Raw genomic sequence first — 18,216 nt, 5'->3', positions numbered from 1 at the left:
AACTTTTACCCATTTTTGTTATCATCTTTTACAAAGGCAATAAAGACAGCAGTCGCCCTCAAAGCCCTTGAAGGGTTACTTATGGACGCGCCCAAAAAAATCTAATCGGGAACCTTTCTCCGAACAAAAAATCCTCCAACAATCGCCTGCAAAGAGAGCTGGCGATTGGGCGTTTGCTAGGTTGACTGCTGATATTGATAGGGGATCCACGGGCTCTGACACCTGCGAAGAAAGTCAGATGCCGATGTGGGAGATCCGCATCAAATCTGGCCCCTAGCCTAACATTAACAAAAACGATACTCAACAGAACATATACCTAAGCTCAGCTTCAAGACAACCCCCTTTGGGCTGAAGTGCTAAGTCAATTGCCAATGCTGCAAGTCTGGAGCTGCTCAACCGAGGAGAGAAAGGGGCACTCCGGTGCCGGGCTACCGTTGAACAGCGCATGTAAGACTGTACAACCAACTTCTTGTTTCTACAAGAGATCCACTGCAGATCCCCAGCATGTCCACACAGCCCTTTCGCGAGTTCATCCTGGGAGCCCTGGAGTGAGGAGTTCTGGTACCGTAGGGATTGGATGGATCCCGCCTCAGGTGCTGGCAAGCTGGAATGAGCTTGATGGGCTGCCAGGACTGCGTTGAACCGATTAGACGGAATTCAGGCATCTTGCTAGTCTGGCTTCAGGTTTGGCTGCACCTCAAGGGCTTAGGTCTATCTTGTCTGGGTTTGGGGAGTTTTGGGCATGATGAAATTCGCGTTGCTGATGGGTCTGGGACTCAGCTTGGGATCCCTGCCGGCTTGGGCACAGGGAGCAACCCCGTCGCCCGGCCCTGCTGCAACTGCTTCTCCGACTTCGGGGGGGGCTCCGGCCACAGCAACTCCCAGCCCTGTGGCATCTCCAACTCTGACCCCAGAGCAAGTCACCGATGCCCAGGTGGAACAGTTGGTGCGGATTCTGTTGGAGTTGGATCCCCTGATTCGGGAAGCGAGCGCCCAACTGCGGGAAACCCAGAACGAGGAGGAGTACGAGCAAATTATGCAGCGCACAGAAACCCAAGCCAGCCGCATTGTCGAGGAGCAAGGGCTGACAGTGCTTCAATACCGCGAATTGATGACCTTGGCGAACGAAAATCCTGTTCTCAACCAGCGGGTTCGGGCCCGCTTGCAAGAAGTTTTGCAGGAAGGGGAAGCTTCCAACTCTCCAAAGCCGGCCACCCCGACGCCTACACCCTAGGCTGAGCTGGCTTGCCTTGGCCAAAGACAGGGAGAACCCGAGGCAGCCGCAAGGTAAAGCAGGTGTGGTTGGCCTCGCTGTTGAGGTGAATGCTTCCTTGCAACAGGCTTACCCCCTGCCGCACAAGGGCCAACCCCAACCCTGTCCCCCCTTGCCGCCAGGGATCCGCGCTGGGCACCCGATAGAACTTCTCAAATACCCGCTTTTGCTCTTCCAGGGGAATGGTTACGCCGGTGTTGAGGACTTGGATGTCCAGGTGGTCGGAATGGCAGGTGGCCTGAAGGCTGATCAGGTGCCCAGCAGGGGTGAATTTACATGCATTTTTCAGCAATTCCGCCAGCACCGACTTTAGCACTCCCGGCAGGGTAAAAATGGCAGGCAGTCCTGAAGGGATCCCAAGGCTGAAGCGCTGATGGCGGCTATGGGCCTCCTGAGCAAAGGGCTCCGCGATCTGGGGCAACCACTCTTGCAGCTCCAACCAGCAGGGCCGCTGTGAACCGTTCGCGTTAGCGGGACGGAGTCCCTTGAGCACCTCTAACTGCTGCAGTTCCAGCAGATCCTCGACCAGTCTGATCTCCCGCTCACATTCGTTGTCCAACACCTTCAAGTACTGAGAGATTTTGGCCAGATCCGGGGATCTGGGAGCGCCCTGGGCAGGCAGCAGGACGGAGCTGAGCAGGTGGATGGCCATTTTCATGTTGGAAAGAAGGGTGCGCAGCTCGTGGGACACCGTGCTAAGGAAGTCATTTTTCAGGCGATCCAGCCGCTGCAATTCCTGTATCTGGCGATCCAGTTGGGCGGTGCGGGCCTGTACCTTTTCTTCCAGGGTGCGGTTCAGCTCCTGAACCTGTTGGAGCAATTCCGCCTGCCGAATGGCGATGGAGAGGTGATCGGCCAGGGCCAAGATCAGATCCTGATTGGTGGCCAGCCAACCGGGACGTGCCGTTTTCAGTTGCAGGCACAGGCTGCCCCAAAGGGTGGGGTGGGCCGAGTCAGATTCGGGGCTTTCGCCGCCGTAGAGCGGTACCAGCAGCCAACTGCCAGGATAGGCTTTGGCCATGGCGGAGATGTAGACCCAGCCTTTGGCTTGGTCGGCTGCCTCCAGCAACATCACTTTCCCCTGCTTCAGTTGCTGGGCAATGGGGCTTTCGGAATCGGGAATGAGACAGCCCAGGTAGCCATCCTGTTGAGTGCTGTACTCGGAGACAATACGCCAATGCTGTTGCTGAGGCTGATAGATGCTGATGCTTACCCGATCCGCCTCTAGCAGATGGCCTATCTCGCGGGTGACGGCAGCAAGGATTTGATCCAACTGCAAAGAAGTGGGAATGGCTCGGACGATGCGGTTCAGGGCTTGCTCGCGGGCCGCCTGTTGGCGTAGGTTCAACAAGTTCTGGCGGGCCTTGATCAGGTGTTGGATGCGCTGACGCATTATCGGCCAGTGAATGGGCTTGGTCATGTAGTCGCTGGCTCCGGCAGCAAAGGCTTTGTCTACGGAAGCTTGATCCTCGAGCGAGGTAATCATCAAGCAGGGCAGATTCGCATCCAAAGCCCGCAGGCGGCGGCAACACTCGAACCCATCCGTGCCGGGCATGAGGGCGTCCAGCAGGGCAATTTGAGGCTGAGTTTGACCGAAGAGCAGCAAGGCTTGGTCGCCGTCTTCAGCCTCTGCCACTTGATAGCCTTCATGAACCAACAGGTGGGTCAAGTACCCGCGTATGCATGGGTCGTCATCGGCCAACAGTACTGTCGGCGAAGCATTTGTCAGCAGATGTCCAGGATTGGGGATGGGGGGAGATTGCACAAAATTCACTCCACAGAGTCGGCCATTCGCGACGGCGGTGCGAAGCACCAAGGCTTTCTTTGCACACAAAAGGGATCTCTAATCTGTCTCCAGCTTAATCTTTCGCGTTAGCGGTGCGGTTCCCGACGGGGTGCCGTAGGCATAGCACTTTCGCGCCCAGGCCGGGGATCCCTTGAACAGACCTATTTCCGTTAGGATTGACGAGGTGGTGTGAGAAGTTGCCATGACTGTTTCTGAGAACATTTCTGAGGAAATGACCCCACTACCAGATGGTACCTCAAGGCAGCTATCCAGAGTGCAGTCCACAGTGGTGATCGGGGCGGGGCCAGCTGGATTGAGTGCCGCCTACGAGCTGAACAAGCAGGGCTACCCGGTAACGGTTTTGGAAGCGGATCCGGTGCAGGTAGGGGGGCTATCCCGCACTGTAACCTACCAAGGCTATCGCTTTGATATCGGTGGACACCGCTTTTTCTCCAAGTCGGCGGAAATTGAGGCTCTGTGGACGGAGATTTTGGGCTCGGAAATGCAGGTTTGCCGTCGGCTTTCCCACATTTTTTACCGAGGTGTTTTCTTTGATTATCCAATTCGACCTACGGATGTTTTTGCCAAACTGGGGCCAGGGTTTACCACCCTCTGTCTGCTCAGTTACCTAAAGGCGCGCCTCTTTCCCAGGCCCAATCCTGTATCTTTTGAAGATTGGGTCATTAACCAATTTGGGGAACGGCTGTATCGCACTTTTTTTAAGACCTACACCGAGAAAGTGTGGGGGATCCCTTGTCACGAGATCAGCGCCGACTGGGCAGCCCAGCGGATCAAGGGTCTGTCGATGGCTTCTTTGATCCGTAAAACCTTTTTCCCCAACCGAGAGGGGGTGATCAAAACCCTGATCGATCGCTTTCGCTATCCTCGCCTAGGGCCAGGCCAGATGTGGGAGCGCGTTCAAACCTTGCTGGCAGAAGCCGGGCAGCCGGTACAACTGGATCGCAAGGTTACGGCAATCCACTGGAACCGGGCCGGAGTTCAAGCTGTACAAGCCTGTTCTCAAGGGGGAGAGACCTTTTGGGTGACCGGCGAGCAGTTCATTTCCACCATGCCGCTGCGCTCTCTGGTGCGGGCTTTGGTACCTGCAGCACCGGAGCCGGTGCGAGAGGCTGCCGAACAACTGCGGTATCGGGATTTTTTGACGGTGGCTTTGCTGGTGGATGAGCCCAACTTATTTCCAGATCACTGGATCTATATTCACGATCCCTCGGTGCGGGTGGGGCGTATCCAAAACTTCAAGAATTGGAGCGCGGACATGGTTCCGGATCCCTCGGTCACCTGCTTGGGTTTGGAGTATTTTTGCTCAGCGACGGATCCCTTTTGGGGACAAACCGATGAGGATTTGATGGCCTTGGCAACGCTGGAATTGCAGCGGTTGGGCCTGCTGGGGAAGGCAAAGGTTTTGGGCGGCACAGTCATTCGCGCCCCGAAAGCCTACCCGGTTTACAATCACGGCTATCAAGCTCACATCCAGACCATTCGAACCTTTTTGGAAGAAGCACTGCCCAATTTGCAGGTGGCAGGCCGCAACGGCATGCACCGCTACAATAACCAGGATCACGCCATGATGACGGGCCTTTTGGCCGCTCGCAACATTGTGGCGGGGGAACGGCGCTACGATGGGTGGCGGGTCAACCAAGATGCTGAGTATCTGGAAGAGGCGGATTCAACAGCAGCCTTGGCGGGAGGACGGGCGGTGCCTCAGGTGCTGGGTCACCGGAGTTAGCGGCAAAAGGGATGCCGCTGGGGGCCGGCTGCGCCATCCAACACCTCTAGGATGGCCTTGGCAGCGCGAGCCAGAACGCCGGGTTCTCCTAGGGCTGCCCGCATCGCGGCGTAGTCGGCTTGCAGTTGGGCTTTGCGTTCGGGCCGAGTTAGCAACTCCAGCGCCAGTTGGGCGATCTTCTCCGGCTGGGCCTGCTCCTGCAGCAACTCCGGGACAATGGGGCGCATCTGCACCAGGTTGGGCGGAGACATGAAGGGCACCGACACCCTCAGCCAATGGCGGGCGATCCAGAAGGTGAGGGGGTTAAGGCGATAGATCACCACCTGGGGGATCCCCAAGATAGCCGTCTCCAAGTTCACCGTGCCGGACTTGGCCAACACCAAATCAGCCGCTGCCAAGGCGAGGTGATGGGCTTTGTGGGGGGAGAAGAAGGGCAGAGCTTGGGGATCCAAAAGGGTGAGGTTGAGCCCAAGGCGGCGGGCAGCCCGCGCAATCGGGGCAGCAAAACGGGGCGAGGCCAGGGGCACCCAAAACTGTGCCTGAGGCAGGTGAGCTTGCAACAACTGAGCCGCCTTGAGCAAGACAGGCAGAACCGAGCGCAGCTCTTGCCGACGCGAAGCCGGCACCACCACCACCACCGTGGCTTCGGCAGGGATCCCCAACTGGGCTCTGGCGGCAGCACGGCTGGGCACAGCGGCCAAAATATCCAACAGGGGATGGCCCACATACTGGACATGGGCTCCTGCCGCCGCGTAGTAGCGGGCTTCCTCAGGGAAAATCGCCAACATCAGCCGCATCTGCTGGGCTAGTTGGTAGGTGAGGCGGGCATCCTGCGACCACACCCACTCTTGGGGGGCAATGTAATAGACGGCAGGGATCTGCCGCCGTTGCAGCAGACGGGCAATGCGGCTGTTGACGCCGATGTAGTCCACCAGCACGGCCACATCTGGGGGGTCTTGGGCTAAAAAGCGGCGAATCTTCCACTCCGTCCAGAGGGCGGGGCCGATAAAGGGAAGAGCCTCTAAAATGCCAACGGAGCTGATCTCGGTGGTGCGGTGCAACAGACGGGCCCCCGCAGCAGCCATGCGCTCTCCCCCGACCGCTGTGATGCGCAGTTGAGGGCGCTGGCGCAGCAATTCTTCAATCAGATGGCCGGCCTGCAGATCCCCTGAGACCTCGCCCGTGCAGATGAACAGGTGGCTCACTAGAGCTACGCTCCCGACCCCAATCTTTAGTCATCCAGCTCTGAAGTGCTCTGCACCGGCGGATCTTCCCCCCTCCCGCGCAGGGCCGGCAGAGGGCCTCGTCGTTGCGGCTGCGAGAGGGAGTCTTCCAAAAATTGCAGCAGATGTTGCAGGGATCCCGTCTCGTCCACCCACTCTTTCCCCTGTAGGGAAAGGACATGGCGCTCTCCCTCCGCACCGCTGTTACAAACGACACACAGGCTGCTGCGCAGCGTTTGCAGCGCTTTTTCCAAAGGCAACCCTGAGCGGTACAAAAATCGGTAGACCTGCCGCAGCAAGGGCAGGGATCCCTCCATCCCTTGGGCTCGCCGCAGCCCCACCAAGTTCAGACCGCGGATGCGGGCTGGATGTCCTTCCACCAACATGTAGGGGGGAACGTCGCGGTCAACCCGGCTCATCGCCCCCACCATGGCCAAGCGCCCGATGCGGGTGAACTGGTGGATCCCGACCATGCCGCCGATGCGGGCTTGAGACTCGATGTGGATGTGGCCGGCCAAAGAGACAGCATTGGTAATCACCACCTGATTTTCGATGACACAGTTGTGGGCGACATGGGTGTAGGCCATCAGCAGGTTGTGATCTCCGATCAGGGTGGCTTCCCCTTCATTGGTGGCCCGGTTGATGGTGACAAACTCGCGGATGCGATTGCCTCTGCCGATCACCACTTGAGAGGGGGCGCCGCTGTACTTCAGATCCTGAGGCTCGGTGCCCACAACTGCTCCCGGAAAAATGTGGTTGTCCTCGCCGATTTCCGTCCAGCCATCGATCACCACATGGGCTCCCACCACCGTATGGGCAGCGATACGAACATGCTCGCCGATCACCGCATACGGGCCAACCTGCACCGTCTCGTGTAGCTCAGCTTTCGGATGGATCACCGCGGTGGGATGAATCCGCTCGCGTGAGCGGTGCGGCGCACTTGCAGAGGCGTTGGGAGTGGATCCCGCTGAAGCGAACGAACTCATTTCCAACCTAGCCAGCAACTGTGGTTACGCTCCCAACCCTGCGAAGGATCACCAAGACTCGACTCCAGGGGAGATGAGCCTTAGAGCTACGCCCCACTGTCGCGACAACATGTCTACCGTATCCCGACAGAAAGGCGCAAGCAGCCCCCGAGCCATCTTTCTATCCCAACACTTTATCTCAATTGCGAGAACACCCACACCGGAGCGCCTCCTGGATGGCCGCTGTTGGCCCATCAATCCACCAGGGAGAACATCAGCTCCCCCTCGGTTACCAGTTGCCCTCCCACCTGAGCGCGGCAGAACATCTTGCCAATGCGCCTCTGGCGAATGGTGAGCAAGTCGGCAGAGAGCAGCAGCTGATCCCCCGGCAGCACCGGGCGGCGAAAGCGAACACCATCGATCCCGGCAAACAGGGCCAAACGCCCGGCCACGTCCGGCAACTTGGTCAACACGATCCCCCCTATCTGGGCCATGGCCTCGACGATTAGGACGCCGGGCATGATGGGTCGGTTGGGGAAATGCCCTTGAAAAAAGGGCTCGTTGAAGGTGACGTTTTTCAGGCCCACCGCCCGTTGCCCCGGTTGATACTCCACAACCCGATCCACCAGCAAGAAAGGATAGCGATGGGGCAAGATCTCCAAAATCTGCTCCGTTGTGAAGACAGGGGGAGCAGTTGCCAATTGAGCGGCTGCCTCAGCCGAGAGGAGGGGAGGAGGGGAGACATCAGAGGACATGGTGAACCCACAGAGGCAGAGGACAAAACCAAATCCCGGACGGGGAGCATGACTCTAGTCAATAATAAGCTCAACTATACTGAAAATAATGTATAATATGTTCAGTACGGATTACTACCAGTTGATCTTTCTGTTTACTTTCGAGTCTGCCAACATGGTAGCCAAAGCAAAGCAGAAAATTGGTAGTAAGACGACACGGAAACTGCGCTTTGGGTATTCTACTCAAAGCTTTGCGGGATACCGCCATTCTGTTTGGAAACAAACAGAATGCTATCGCTGCATAGTTGAACAGTGATGTTCAGCAGTGTTCAGCGTAAATGTATCAGGACGGCAGGCCAGAACTCAGCCAAAAGAGCACCCAGGGAGCTGCGGAAAGGAGGGGAATGAAGCGGATCCCACCCTGGGGATCCCCTTGAAGACAAGTGCTCCGCACCGCTGTCGCAACTGAGGATGGCAGGGTTGTGGCTACGCAACCGGATCTCTTTCTCCCCCTTGCTCTTCATGGATCAGCAGGGATCCACTCTTGAGCAACTGCTCGGCCAAACGGTGGTGCAGGGCATGGCCCGCCTTGTAGGCCACAATGTGCCCCTGCAGTCGGCAGCCCAGGAGGCTGAGATCTCCTAGTAAATCTATCAGCTTATGGCGCACCGGCTCATCTGGGTAGCGCAATGGCCCCAACCACTCGGTTTGGCTACAGACAATGGCATTTTCCAGGCTGCCCCCCTGGATTAGCCCCCGTTCCCGGGCCAGCTCCACATCCTGCTGGCGGGCGAAGGTGCGGGCCGGCGCAATGGACTGGACAAAATCCGGCCTGTTCTCCCTCCAGCTCAGCCACTGTTCTCCAATCGGGCAATCGGCAAAATCGATGCCATAGGTAAAGCGGGCTGTAGGATGGGGGAGGGCGCTGACAAAGGCTTCCCCCGCCCAGACAGTGACCGGTTCTTGGATCACCCCCAGCAGGGCTGGCTGATCTTGGGCCTGGATCCCGGCCTGGGCAATGGCCTCTACAAAGGGCAGGGCAGAGCCATCCAGAATCGGCAGCTCCGGCCCCTCCACCTCGATGCGGCAGTTGTCAATGCCCAGGATGTAAAGGGCGGCCAGCAGGTGTTCCACCGTCTGCACTTGAACAGAGGGGGATCCCTGCTGCAACAGGGTGCAGAGATGGGCAGGGGCCAGGGATCCCAACCGAGCCGGGATCTCAGGGGATCCCGGTTGATCCACCCGCACAAAAACCCGACCGCTGCCGGCAGGAGCTGGATGCAGACTGCAGCCAATTGGCAGGCCGGTGTGCAGGCCAACGCCTTCTAGGGCAATAGAGCTGGCTAAGGTGTGTTGCCGGCCTCTCATCGTGCTCCGCAGCGCTAGTGCAAACGCTCTTGGCCCTGGTCGAAAACGCGGTAATACAGCTCCCGATAGCCCACGCGCAGGTTGCTGCTGGCATCTGCCAACTTGGCTTTGTGGCTGCGGGTGCCGTAGGCGCTGAACACCTCGTAGGTATCTCCCTCAAAGAAAAAGGAAGAGACATCGGACACCTCTTCGCCCCCCAGCAACTGCCAGCGCCCCTGGCGAAACTGCAGCCGGTAGTGGGCTTTATCCAAGCTGCCGGAAGGACGGTCGATAATGGCGTCGATGCTGCCCTCGTAGAACGGCTCGGCACCACCATTGGGGATGGATATGTCCACAGGCCACACGTCCACAGCGATATCTCGGTAGCGGCAGTTGGGCCGGTTGCACAGGCGAATTGAGCGCATGGCCTCGGCAATGGCTTCCAGCCGCTGCCGCGCTACGGTCAGGGAAAGGTGCTCTATACCCCCATCGCGAGCGAGCTGGGGCGACACCTGAGCCGCCTCTGCCACTGTGGAGGGCAACGAATGGTCAGCCAACGCCGGGGATCCCCAGCAGCATCCCACCAACACCAGACAAATCAAGCTCAGCCAACAACGGTATGCGGATCCCATGGATGCAATCTATGACAAAATCAAGCTCCTCTTCTCTACTCTAGGCACTCTGGGGGATCCCAACCTGATGCCGATATTACCCCACTCTGGCCCTGAACAACTGGCGCAGGTACGGCTTGTATTGGTGCAGCCGGCTGGGCCGCGCAACCTCGGCGCCATTGCCCGCGTGATGAAAAACATGGGCTTCAGGCAGTGGGTGCTGGTGGATCCCCAATGCGATCCCCTCGATATGGAAGCGATCACCACAGCCGTGCATGGGGCAGACCTGCTCCATCAAGCCCAGAAGGTGCAAACTTTGCCCGAAGCCCTGCAAGGGTGTGTGCAGGTTTTCGGGACAACGGGGCGCAGCCAAACCTACCCACCCGAATGGCAAATTCAGTCCCCCCGCCAAGCCTTTCCCGCTCTGCTGGCCGCCGGCCCTGCCGCCCTCGTGTTTGGCCCCGAAGATCGCGGCTTGAGCAACGAGGAGCTGGCCCTTTGCCATCGCCAGATCCAGATCCCCACCGATGCGACCTATCCCTCTTTAAACTTGGCCCAAGCCGTGGCCATTTGTTGCTATGAGCTGTACACCCTCGTCTGCCAGAGCCCTTCCCCTGCTCCTCCTATGCCCTCGCCTCAAAGGCTTGCCCCCTTCGAGCTGCTGGAGGGATTTTTCGACCACTTAGAAGCGCTGTTGCTGCAAATTGGCTACCTGCACCCCCACACAGCCCGCCGCAAAATGCTCAAGTTTCGCGCCCTGTTCCAGCGAGCCGGCCTGACCGTAGCCGAGGTGGCCTTGTTGCGCGGGATCCTGCGGCAACTGCAATGGAGCCAGGGATGCTCTCGTCAGGAACCTCTGGAAGCAAATGCAGCTCCCGTCCCGCCGACGCAACCAGATTCCAGCAGGACCCCATCTTGACCCCAAGGCTGGGCCTCCAGCCCCGCCCTACCGCTACCGGAAGCAAGCTAGAAGGGCGGCTTCCTGCTTTCAGGCGGCGCGGAGCGCTTGTCAAGAATCTTGAGGCTTTGGCCGTGGGAGAATATCGGAGAATATCAATGCTAGAGCTTAAGGGTGGCGCGGGGATCGTAGGATTGAACCCGCTGCAGCCTTTCGTAAAGTTCTCGCTCTTCTTCGGAGATCTGGGTGGGCAAATGGATCTGCACCACCACGTAAAAATCCCCCCGTTCTCCGTTGCCTTTGGGAAATCCCCTTTCCGCCAGCCGCAACTTTCGCCCCGGCTGCATGCCAGGTGGGATCCGCAGCTTCACCACCCCATCCAAGGTGGGCACCTCCACCTGGGCGCCCAAAACCGCTTCGCTGGGGCTGATGGGCAGATCGCAGTAAACGTCGAATCCCTCTAGGCGATAGAAGGGGTGGTCTTTCAGCTCAATTTTAAGGTACAGATCACCGGCACCGCCGTTGGGGTTGGGGTGGCCTTGGCCGCGCAGGCGAATCCGCTTCCCTGGCGTAATTCCCGGCGGGATGTTTACCTCGAGCACGCGATCCCCGCCCACCCGCAGACGGCGCTTGCCCCCCTCAAAAGCTTCTGGAATGCTGATCTGGATGGTGGCCTCAGCATCGTAACTGGTGTTGCCAGTGGATCCCGAAAATCCGCTGCTGCGGTCTGTGGTTTGGCTGCGCACCCGGCCCAGCAGTTGATCGATGAAGTCTTGAAAATCATCAAATTGGCTGAAATCGACGCCACTCCCCCCAAATCCGCTCCCCCCAAAGTCTTGGCTGAAGGGGCTGCTGCTGTAGGTGTAGGCATCGCGGCTGGAGCGAAACCCGCCCTGCTGATAGTATTGGCCAAATTGGTCGTATTGCCTGCGCTTGCTGGGATCCGAGAGAACTTCGTAGGCTTCGTTAATGTCTTTGAATTTCTCTTCAGCCGCTTTGTCGTTGGGGTTGACATCTGGGTGATACTTGCGGGCTAGGCGCCGATAGGCTTGTTTCACCTCATCGGCAGTGGCCGTTTTGCTGACCCCCAAAATCTTGTAGTAGTCCTTAAAGTTTTGCATGGAGGCGTCCGCAGGCAAATCGCTGAGAGTGGGCAGAAAACCACGAGGCTAGGCGTCCCCGGCAAGGGCTCCTTCCCTCCGACCTACTGAAGAAAATGAGGAGGCGGGCTAGACGCCATCGCCCATCCCGTCCCTCCTCATTATCGGCGCTACAAGTAAGGGCGGGATCCGCCCTGGGCCCGCGGCCCACGGAGGGATCCCTGAGCAGTCACTTGCTCTCGGTGAAGTCGGCATCGATCACATCATCGCTGCCGCCGGAGGTTTTCCCTGAGCCGGGAGTGGAGCCAGAGGAGGCCCCCGGCTGTTGATACAGCTCGCTGCTCATGGCGTAGAGAGCCTCTTGCAGCTCCCGCTCTTTGCTCTGGATGGCGCTGTCGTCCTCCCGCTGGATGGCCTCCCGCAGTTCTCGCACCAGAGTCTCGATTTGGCTGCGTTTGCTGGAGGAGATCTTGTCGCCCAACTCCTTCAACTGCCGCTCGGCTTGGTAGGCCAGCGAGTCGGCCTTGTTGCGGCGCTCAATTTTCTCCCGGCGGGCCCGGTCTTCGGCAGCGTATTTTTCTGCCTCAGCAATCATGCGCTCCACCTCTTTGCTATCCAAAGTAGAGGCGCCGGTGATGGAGATGCTCTGCTCTTTGCCGCTGCCTTTGTCTTTGGCCGTCACCTTGAGGATGCCGTTGGCGTCGATGTCGAAGGTGACCTCGATCTGCGGCACACCGCGGGGGGCCGGCGGGATCCCGTCCAGCTTGAAGCGGCCCAGAGATTTGTTGTCGCGGGCCAGCTCCCGCTCCCCTTGCACCACGTGGATTTCCACAGAGGTCTGCCCATCTTCGGCAGTGGAGAAGATCTCCGACTTGCGGGTGGGGATGGTGGTGTTGCGCGGGATGAGCTTGGTGGCCACGCCGCCCAGGGTTTCCACCCCCAAGGACAAGGGGGTGACATCCAGCAGCAGCACGTCTTTGACTTCGCCCGCCAGCACACCCGCTTGGATGGCCGCCCCAACCGCCACCACCTCATCGGGGTTGACACTTTGGTTGGGTTCTTTGCCCAGCAGCTCCCTCACCAGCCGCTGCACTGCCGGAATGCGGGTGGATCCCCCCACCAGCACCACTTCGTTGATGTCGGCCTTGGTGAGCTTGGCATCCCGCAGGGCTTGTTCCACCGGCCCCTTGCAGCGCTCCAGCAGGTCGGCACAGAGGTGTTCAAATTGAGCGCGGGAGAGCTTCAGCTCCAGGTGTTTGGGCCCATCGGCAGTGGCAGTGATGAAGGGCAGGTTGATGGTGGTTTCGGAAACGCTGGACAGCTCGATCTTGGCTTTTTCCGCAGCTTCCGTTAGCCGTTGCAGCGCCTGCCGGTCTTGCCGCAGGTCGATCCCTTCCATTTGCTTAAACTGCTCGGCCATCCAATCGACGATCTTCTTGTCGAAGTCATCGCCGCCCAACTGCGTATCGCCGCTGGTGGATTTCACCTCGAAAACGCCATCCCCCACTTCCAGGATGGACACGTCGAAGGTGCCGCCGCCCAGGTCGAAGACGAGGATGGTCTCGTTGTTGCGCTTGTCCAAGCCGTAGGCCAAAGAGGCTGCTGTCGGCTCGTTGATGATGCGCAGCACTTCCAAACCGGCAATGCGGCCCGCATCTTTGGTGGCCTGCCGCTGCGAGTCATTAAAGTAAGCAGGAACCGTGATCACCGCTTGGGTGACCGGTTGGCCCAGGTAGCGGCTGGCATCATCCGCTAGCTTGCGCAGCACCATGGCCGAGATCTCTTCGGGCGCAAATTCCTTGTTCAGGCGGGGGGCGTACAGTTTGACATTGCCCCGCTCATCCCGCCGTACCTGGTAGGAGACCCGCTTGGAGTCGGCATTCAGCTCATCGTACCTACGACCGATGAACCGCTTAACGGAGTAGAACGTGTTTTCCGGGTTGAGCACCGCTTGGCGGCGGGCCATTTGGCCCACCAGGCGCTCTCCATCTTTGGTGAAGGCGACCACCGAGGGTGTGGTGCGAGTACCCTCAGCATTGGCGATGACGGTGGGGACACCCCCCTCCATTACGGCGACAACCGAGTTGGTTGTGCCCAGGTCAATTCCTACAACTTTTCCCATCGGCTCCTTATTCTCCTCTTCTTGAGTACATTGCTTCGGTTACCGCCGCCAGCCTGTGTGAAGTAGCTTGGGCAGCCAATCTGTGAAAATCCGGCAGATGCTTGGTCACTTCCTGGGTCGATCCTAACCAGCTGGTTGGCGAGGCCAGGGCGAGAATGCCGCCCATTTCTCGGGGCTGAAGGGCAAACCGGTTACGGATCTCCGTACCTGCAGCAGCCTTGCTTTCGGTGCCGCTTGGGGTATGGCCTGGGTTGGCAGCTATTGGCAACTCTTGGGGGACTGCTGCCAGGCTAGCTCTGGATAAGCTGCAGCGCCTCCAGGCCGCGGTTCACAACGGTTGCGGCCAGGGGCAGGTAGCCCATCTCCTCGGCCAGGGCTTGTCCTTCGGTAAGGGCCCAGCCGAGCACAGCTTGCAGGGCGGCGGCCATGGCGGGATCCGAGTACCGGCGGTAGGTCAGGATCCAGGTGTAGGTGACGATGGGATACGCTCCAGGGCCAGCGGGATCCGGCACAAAAGCCCGCAGGTTTTCCGGCAGCTCAATTTCGCTCAAGGCCAGGGCCGAGGCTTCCGGGGAGGGGAGAATGAACTCGCCGCGGCGGTTCTCCAGAGCTGCCACCGACAGATCCAGCTCGCGGGCATAGACCGACTCCACGTAGCCGATCACCCCTTCGCTGAGGAGCATTTGGGCGCTCATGCCCTCGTTGCCTTTCACCCCAATGCCCACCGGCCACTCCAGCGACATGCCAGCACCGACTTCCGAGGCCCAAGCCGGATCGATGGCCGCCAGGTGGCGGGTAAAGGTATCGGTGGTGCCGCTGCCATCGGAGCGGTAGCAGACGGTGATGGGCAGATCGGGAATGGTTAGCTCCGGGTTCAGGGCCAGGATCTCCGGATCCCGCCACTGGTCGATTTGGCCGCGAAAGATCTTCACCAAAACGGGTCGAGACAGCTTGAGTCCAGAAGGGATCCCCGGCAGGTTGTAGCCTACGGCAATGCTGCCTGCGGTCATCGGGATCATCACCACACCCCGCTTCACCTCGGCGATCTCGGCATCGGTCATGGCCACATCACTGGCGCCAAAGTCCACTGTCTGGTCAATAAATTGCCGGATCCCAGCGGCGCTGCCCACCGGTTGGAAATTGATCTCCACCTTGGGATCCACCTGGCGGTAATCGGAAAACCAGCGCAAGTAAAGAGGAGCCGGAAAGGTGGACCCGGCTCCGTTGATCAGCAAAACTTTGTCGGCGGGCTGGCTGCGGGAGGCAGGAACAGGATCCCTGCCGCTGGGTTGGTCAGAACGGGATCCCCTTTGGCAGGCGCTCAAGGTAGCGCCGGTGGCCAATAAAGAAAGCAACACTTCTCGGCGACGGAAGCGGGGCAGTTGAGCCATGGTTCAGGTTCTCCGAGGTCACCGCCCCGATCCTTGTCTTGCCCACGGGGCCCTGTCAAGGGTTGCCGGCGAGAGCTCTTGGGATCCCGTGCGTGGCCCACTTTCCCCAGGTGGCTGTCTTTTCCCTCTGCGCCATCCCCGTATTCCTCGCTACGCTTCCCAGCAAAAGTCGGGATCCGACCCAAGCTCAGAAAGGAGAGACGGAAAACGGAGAATTCAAGAGAAAAATCAAGAAAAACAGTGAAAACAAGAGATTGAGCGAGCTGAGTTCTGCGGCAGTTGCACAGAGATCCTCAAGCCAAAGCCTTGTCTGGCAAGGCTTAGCGGTTTTTGGGCCTGAGTCCCCCCGCACCAGAAAAATCTTGACATATTCTGGAATATGGCAATATATTGTGGATTCTGTGCAGAAATCCTGCGCTGTTCACATCTCGGTATCTGGGGGACTACTATGCCGACTTTGACTCGTTCTCCCTGGACACTGCGAGACAGCGAAAAGCTCTATCGCATCTCAGGTTGGGGGGATCCCTACTTCCGTATCAACGCCGCCGGTCATGTGGAGGTGACCCCACAGGGCTTACAGCAGCAGGAACCGGGCATTGACCTGTACCACTTGGTGATGGATCTGGTGGCGCGGGGCCTGCAGTTGCCCCTCTTGATTCGCTTTCCCGAGATCGTGGCCGACCGCATGCGGCAAATTTGCGAGAGCTTTCAGCAGGCCATCCAGCGCTTTGGCTACCCCAACGTCTATCGGGGGGTTTACCCCGTTAAGGTGAACCAGCAGCGCCACCTGGTAGAAGAAGTGGTGAAACACGGTCGCGCCTACCACTTTGGCCTGGAGGCGGGATCCAAGCCGGAGCTGTTGATTGCCCTAGCTTTGCTGGATACTCCCGGGGCTTTGCTGATCTGCAACGGCTACAAAGACCGGGATTTTATGGAGACGGCTCTCTTGGCCCAGCGGCTGGGGCGCACCCCGATCATCGTTTTGGAGCGGCTGCAAGAGCTGGAGCTGGTGCTGGAGGCTGCCGACCAACTGGGCATCGACCCCATCTTGGGGGTACGGGCCAAGCTCTCCGCCCAGGGCAGTGGACGCTGGGGCACCTCGGCTGGGGATCGGGCTAAGTTCGGCCTCACGGCCACCGAGATTTTGCAAGTGGTGGAACGGCTGCGGGAAGCGGGCAAGCTGCATTGTCTACGCCTGTTGCACTACCACATCGGCTCCCAGATCTCGATGGTGAGCGTGCATGGACGGGCCGTGCGGGAGGCCAGCCAAATCTACATCGAGCTGGTCAAGCTGGGGGCCCCCATGGGCTACCTGGATATCGGCGGCGGCTTGGGGGTCGATTACGACGGATCCCAGTCCCCCAATCCTTTTTCCCAGAGCTACAGCATGGAGGACTACGCCGCCACCGTGGTGCAGACCGTGCTGACCGCCCTGGAACCCCACGGGATCCAGCCGCCGGTACTGGTGACCGAAAGCGGACGCGCCCTCATGTCCCACCAGTCGGTGCTGGTGTTTGACGTGCAAGATGTCAACGCCGCCAGCCCCTACCCCATGCCCACCCAGCTTACTTCCGATGCAGAGGTGATCCAGAAGCTAAACCAGCTCTACTACCAAATCCAGCCCGATACTCTGGTGGTCAACTATCGCCGTTGTCAGGAGCTGAAGGAGGCCGCCCTGCGTCAGTTCACCGAGGGATCCCTCAGCTTGCAGGAGCGGGCCGAGGTGGAACGCCTGTTTTGGAACTGCTCCGACAAGATCTGCACCTTGGCCTACGAGCAGCACCAAGCGGGGCATCCGGTGGCGGTGGATCTCTTGGATCTGGACGAAATGTTGGCCAGCATCTACTACGGCAATTTCTCCCTGTTCCAATCCCTGCCGGATAGCTGGGCCATCGACCAGGTCTTCCCCATCATGCCGATTCATCGTCTGGATGAGGAGCCACGCCAATGGGCCACCCTGGCGGATCTCACCTGCGACAGCGACGGCAAGATCAACCGCTTCTTCGGCGAAGATGGGCAGATCACCTCGGTCTTGCCGCTGCACGACCCCAACGGACATCCCTACCTGCTGGGGGTGTTTCTGGGGGGCGCTTACCAGGAGATTCTCGGAGATCTGCACAACCTGTTTGGCGATACCAACGCGGTGCATATCCGCTCCCGCCCCGGCGGCTACCACGTTTCCCAAGTCATCAAGGGGGACACCATTGGCGAAGTGCTGAGCTGGGTGCAGTACAACAGCGAAGATCTGGTGGAGACCCTCCACCACGCCACCGAAGCCGCCCTACAACGGGGGCAGATCACGCTGGATCAAGCCCGCGCCTTGCAGCAGCACTTTGAAGACAATCTGCGGGCCTACACCTACTTGCACTGAAGGTGGTGTTCCTCGAAAAAATCCCTAAAACCAAACAGGGATCCCGGCCTAAAACCGGGATCCTTTTTGCTTCCAGATCAAACCAAATCAAAACCAGATCAAAAATTTGTCGATCACAGACGCACCGGACTGTCCAAAGCCAAGTTAATCGTTTGGTTAGGGCGCAACACCACGACTTGAGGTGCTGTGATATTGCCCACCGCCACTCCGGCTCCGGCTCCGCCAATGACCCCTAAGGCAGAAACGCCTCCTGTGAGCAAGCCCAGCACCGTACCCCCCACAGCACCAATGGCTGCATCTTGAGCAATCGCTTCGGCAGAATAGTGGCGCGGGTCTTTCTCAGTGTGGATCAAATCAGTGGATCAAATCAGAAGACATCTGCACCGAGTAAAGTCGCCCATTGGCAATCAAAGCTGTGCCGAAGAACCTGGCCCCTCCCTGAGTCGGTCGCAAGCTGCCTCGCACCTCGCTGCCTGCTGGAATCGCCAATTGGCCGCTGCCGTTGTAGATGTCCTGAGCCACCCGCAGGGTAAGTGGGTGGGTGCTGTTGGGAGTAAACTACCCGGCTCCGACCGCTAAGCGGTACGGAGCGGGCTTTCAGTAGCCCTGAGCCTGTTCTGCTCTACCAGAGAACAAAACAAGCCCGGA

General features: G+C 59.1%; 15 protein-coding genes. 4 read left to right on the top strand and 11 right to left on the bottom strand.

What is annotated here, in order from left to right; translation table 11 throughout:
* The first annotated feature begins 742 nt into the window (after nucleotides 1–742).
* Nucleotides 743–1,234 (top strand): DUF4168 domain-containing protein, encoded by a 492-nt coding sequence (locus tag ACVWXZ_RS07355; protein WP_414522018.1) that lies wholly within the window; start codon nucleotides 743–745, stop codon nucleotides 1,232–1,234.
* On the opposite strand, the gene ACVWXZ_RS07350 is transcribed toward ACVWXZ_RS07355, so the two are convergent.
* Nucleotides 1,224–3,038 (bottom strand): response regulator, encoded by a 1,815-nt coding sequence (locus ACVWXZ_RS07350; RefSeq protein ID WP_457482339.1) that lies wholly within the window; start codon nucleotides 3,036–3,038, stop codon nucleotides 1,224–1,226. The two genes, ACVWXZ_RS07355 and ACVWXZ_RS07350, sit on opposite strands and share 11 nt — an antisense overlap.
* 253 nt (nucleotides 3,039–3,291) lie before the next feature.
* On the opposite strand from ACVWXZ_RS07350, the gene ACVWXZ_RS07345 reads away from it, so the two are divergent.
* On the top strand, nucleotides 3,292–4,806 hold the full coding sequence (locus ACVWXZ_RS07345; RefSeq protein ID WP_457403704.1) for an NAD(P)/FAD-dependent oxidoreductase: 1,515 nt from the start codon (nucleotides 3,292–3,294) through the stop codon (nucleotides 4,804–4,806).
* Here ACVWXZ_RS07345 and lpxB read toward each other — a convergent pair.
* The 5 genes from lpxB to ACVWXZ_RS07320 form a co-directional block, all read right to left on the bottom strand.
* Nucleotides 4,803–6,011: a lipid-A-disaccharide synthase gene (gene lpxB, locus ACVWXZ_RS07340; RefSeq protein ID WP_011434329.1), complete on the bottom strand. Its 1,209-nt coding sequence runs from the start codon at nucleotides 6,009–6,011 to the stop codon at nucleotides 4,803–4,805. The two genes, ACVWXZ_RS07345 and lpxB, sit on opposite strands and share 4 nt — an antisense overlap.
* A gap of 26 nt (nucleotides 6,012–6,037) precedes the next feature.
* Entirely contained in the window at nucleotides 6,038–7,015 is a 978-nt protein-coding gene (lpxA, locus tag ACVWXZ_RS07335) for an acyl-ACP--UDP-N-acetylglucosamine O-acyltransferase (protein ID WP_457403692.1), read from the bottom strand.
* A gap of 233 nt (nucleotides 7,016–7,248) precedes the next feature.
* Complete coding sequence (gene fabZ / locus ACVWXZ_RS07330) at nucleotides 7,249–7,749, bottom strand: 3-hydroxyacyl-ACP dehydratase FabZ (RefSeq protein WP_011434327.1); 501 nt, start codon at nucleotides 7,747–7,749, stop codon at nucleotides 7,249–7,251.
* Between the two features lie 465 nt (nucleotides 7,750–8,214).
* Nucleotides 8,215–9,096: a UDP-3-O-acyl-N-acetylglucosamine deacetylase gene (lpxC, locus tag ACVWXZ_RS07325; RefSeq protein ID WP_457403693.1), complete on the bottom strand. Its 882-nt coding sequence runs from the start codon at nucleotides 9,094–9,096 to the stop codon at nucleotides 8,215–8,217.
* Between the two features lie 14 nt (nucleotides 9,097–9,110).
* Nucleotides 9,111–9,707 carry a hypothetical protein gene (locus ACVWXZ_RS07320; protein ID WP_457403694.1) on the bottom strand — a complete coding sequence of 199 codons (597 nt, stop codon included), beginning with the start codon at nucleotides 9,705–9,707 and terminating at the stop codon, nucleotides 9,111–9,113.
* A 67-nt stretch (nucleotides 9,708–9,774) separates the two neighbouring features.
* Between ACVWXZ_RS07320 and ACVWXZ_RS07315 the strand changes: the two genes are divergently transcribed.
* Nucleotides 9,775–10,605 (top strand): RNA methyltransferase, encoded by an 831-nt coding sequence (locus ACVWXZ_RS07315; RefSeq protein ID WP_457403705.1) that lies wholly within the window; start codon nucleotides 9,775–9,777, stop codon nucleotides 10,603–10,605.
* 140 nt (nucleotides 10,606–10,745) lie between these two features.
* On the opposite strand, the gene ACVWXZ_RS07310 is transcribed toward ACVWXZ_RS07315, so the two are convergent.
* From ACVWXZ_RS07310 to pstS, 3 genes are all read right to left on the bottom strand, one after another.
* Nucleotides 10,746–11,705, bottom strand: a complete 960-nt coding sequence (locus tag ACVWXZ_RS07310; RefSeq protein ID WP_414382310.1) for a DnaJ C-terminal domain-containing protein — start codon at nucleotides 11,703–11,705, stop codon at nucleotides 10,746–10,748.
* A gap of 208 nt (nucleotides 11,706–11,913) precedes the next feature.
* Nucleotides 11,914–13,806 (bottom strand): molecular chaperone DnaK, encoded by a 1,893-nt coding sequence (dnaK, locus tag ACVWXZ_RS07305; RefSeq protein ID WP_457403695.1) that lies wholly within the window; start codon nucleotides 13,804–13,806, stop codon nucleotides 11,914–11,916.
* Nucleotides 13,807–14,096: 290 nt separating this feature from the next.
* Nucleotides 14,097–15,197 (bottom strand): phosphate ABC transporter substrate-binding protein PstS, encoded by a 1,101-nt coding sequence (gene pstS / locus ACVWXZ_RS07300; protein ID WP_457403697.1) that lies wholly within the window; start codon nucleotides 15,195–15,197, stop codon nucleotides 14,097–14,099.
* A 448-nt stretch (nucleotides 15,198–15,645) separates the two neighbouring features.
* Between pstS and speA the strand changes: the two genes are divergently transcribed.
* Complete coding sequence (gene speA / locus ACVWXZ_RS07295) at nucleotides 15,646–17,568, top strand: biosynthetic arginine decarboxylase (RefSeq protein ID WP_457403698.1); 1,923 nt, start codon at nucleotides 15,646–15,648, stop codon at nucleotides 17,566–17,568.
* A gap of 113 nt (nucleotides 17,569–17,681) precedes the next feature.
* Here speA and ACVWXZ_RS07290 read toward each other — a convergent pair whose 3' ends face one another.
* Together ACVWXZ_RS07290 and ACVWXZ_RS07285 are read right to left on the bottom strand one after the other, a co-directional pair.
* Nucleotides 17,682–17,921, bottom strand: a complete 240-nt coding sequence (locus ACVWXZ_RS07290) for a hypothetical protein (protein ID WP_414329398.1) — start codon at nucleotides 17,919–17,921, stop codon at nucleotides 17,682–17,684.
* A 1-nt stretch (nucleotide 17,922) separates the two neighbouring features.
* Nucleotides 17,923–18,090, bottom strand: a complete 168-nt coding sequence (locus ACVWXZ_RS07285; protein WP_457403699.1) for a hypothetical protein — start codon at nucleotides 18,088–18,090, stop codon at nucleotides 17,923–17,925.
* Between the last annotated feature and the right edge of the window lie 126 nt (nucleotides 18,091–18,216).

The organism is Thermostichus sp. MS-CIW-38 (assembly GCF_054058415.1).
The sequence above is the reverse complement of the archived record's forward strand: the minus strand, read 5'-3'. Positions and strand labels throughout refer to the sequence as shown.

Bases quoted from the DNA above. Each gene is read 5' to 3' on its own strand.
- ACVWXZ_RS07355 (WP_414522018.1), top strand. From the start codon at position 743: ATGATGAAATTCGCGTTGCTGATGGGTCTGGGACTCAGCTTGGGATCC.
- fabZ (WP_011434327.1), bottom strand. From the start codon at position 7,749: ATGTCCTCTGATGTCTCCCCTCCTCCCCTCCTCTCGGCTGAGGCAGCC.
- lpxA (WP_457403692.1), bottom strand. From the start codon at position 7,015: ATGAGTTCGTTCGCTTCAGCGGGATCCACTCCCAACGCCTCTGCAAGT.
- lpxC (WP_457403693.1), bottom strand. From the start codon at position 9,096: ATGAGAGGCCGGCAACACACCTTAGCCAGCTCTATTGCCCTAGAAGGC.
- ACVWXZ_RS07320 (WP_457403694.1), bottom strand. From the start codon at position 9,707: ATGGGATCCGCATACCGTTGTTGGCTGAGCTTGATTTGTCTGGTGTTG.
- dnaK (WP_457403695.1), bottom strand. From the start codon at position 13,806: ATGGGAAAAGTTGTAGGAATTGACCTGGGCACAACCAACTCGGTTGTC.
- ACVWXZ_RS07315 (WP_457403705.1), top strand. From the start codon at position 9,775: ATGCCGATATTACCCCACTCTGGCCCTGAACAACTGGCGCAGGTACGG.
- speA (WP_457403698.1), top strand. From the start codon at position 15,646: ATGCCGACTTTGACTCGTTCTCCCTGGACACTGCGAGACAGCGAAAAG.
- pstS (WP_457403697.1), bottom strand. From the start codon at position 15,197: ATGGCTCAACTGCCCCGCTTCCGTCGCCGAGAAGTGTTGCTTTCTTTA.
- ACVWXZ_RS07310 (WP_414382310.1), bottom strand. From the start codon at position 11,705: ATGCAAAACTTTAAGGACTACTACAAGATTTTGGGGGTCAGCAAAACG.
- ACVWXZ_RS07345 (WP_457403704.1), top strand. From the start codon at position 3,292: ATGACCCCACTACCAGATGGTACCTCAAGGCAGCTATCCAGAGTGCAG.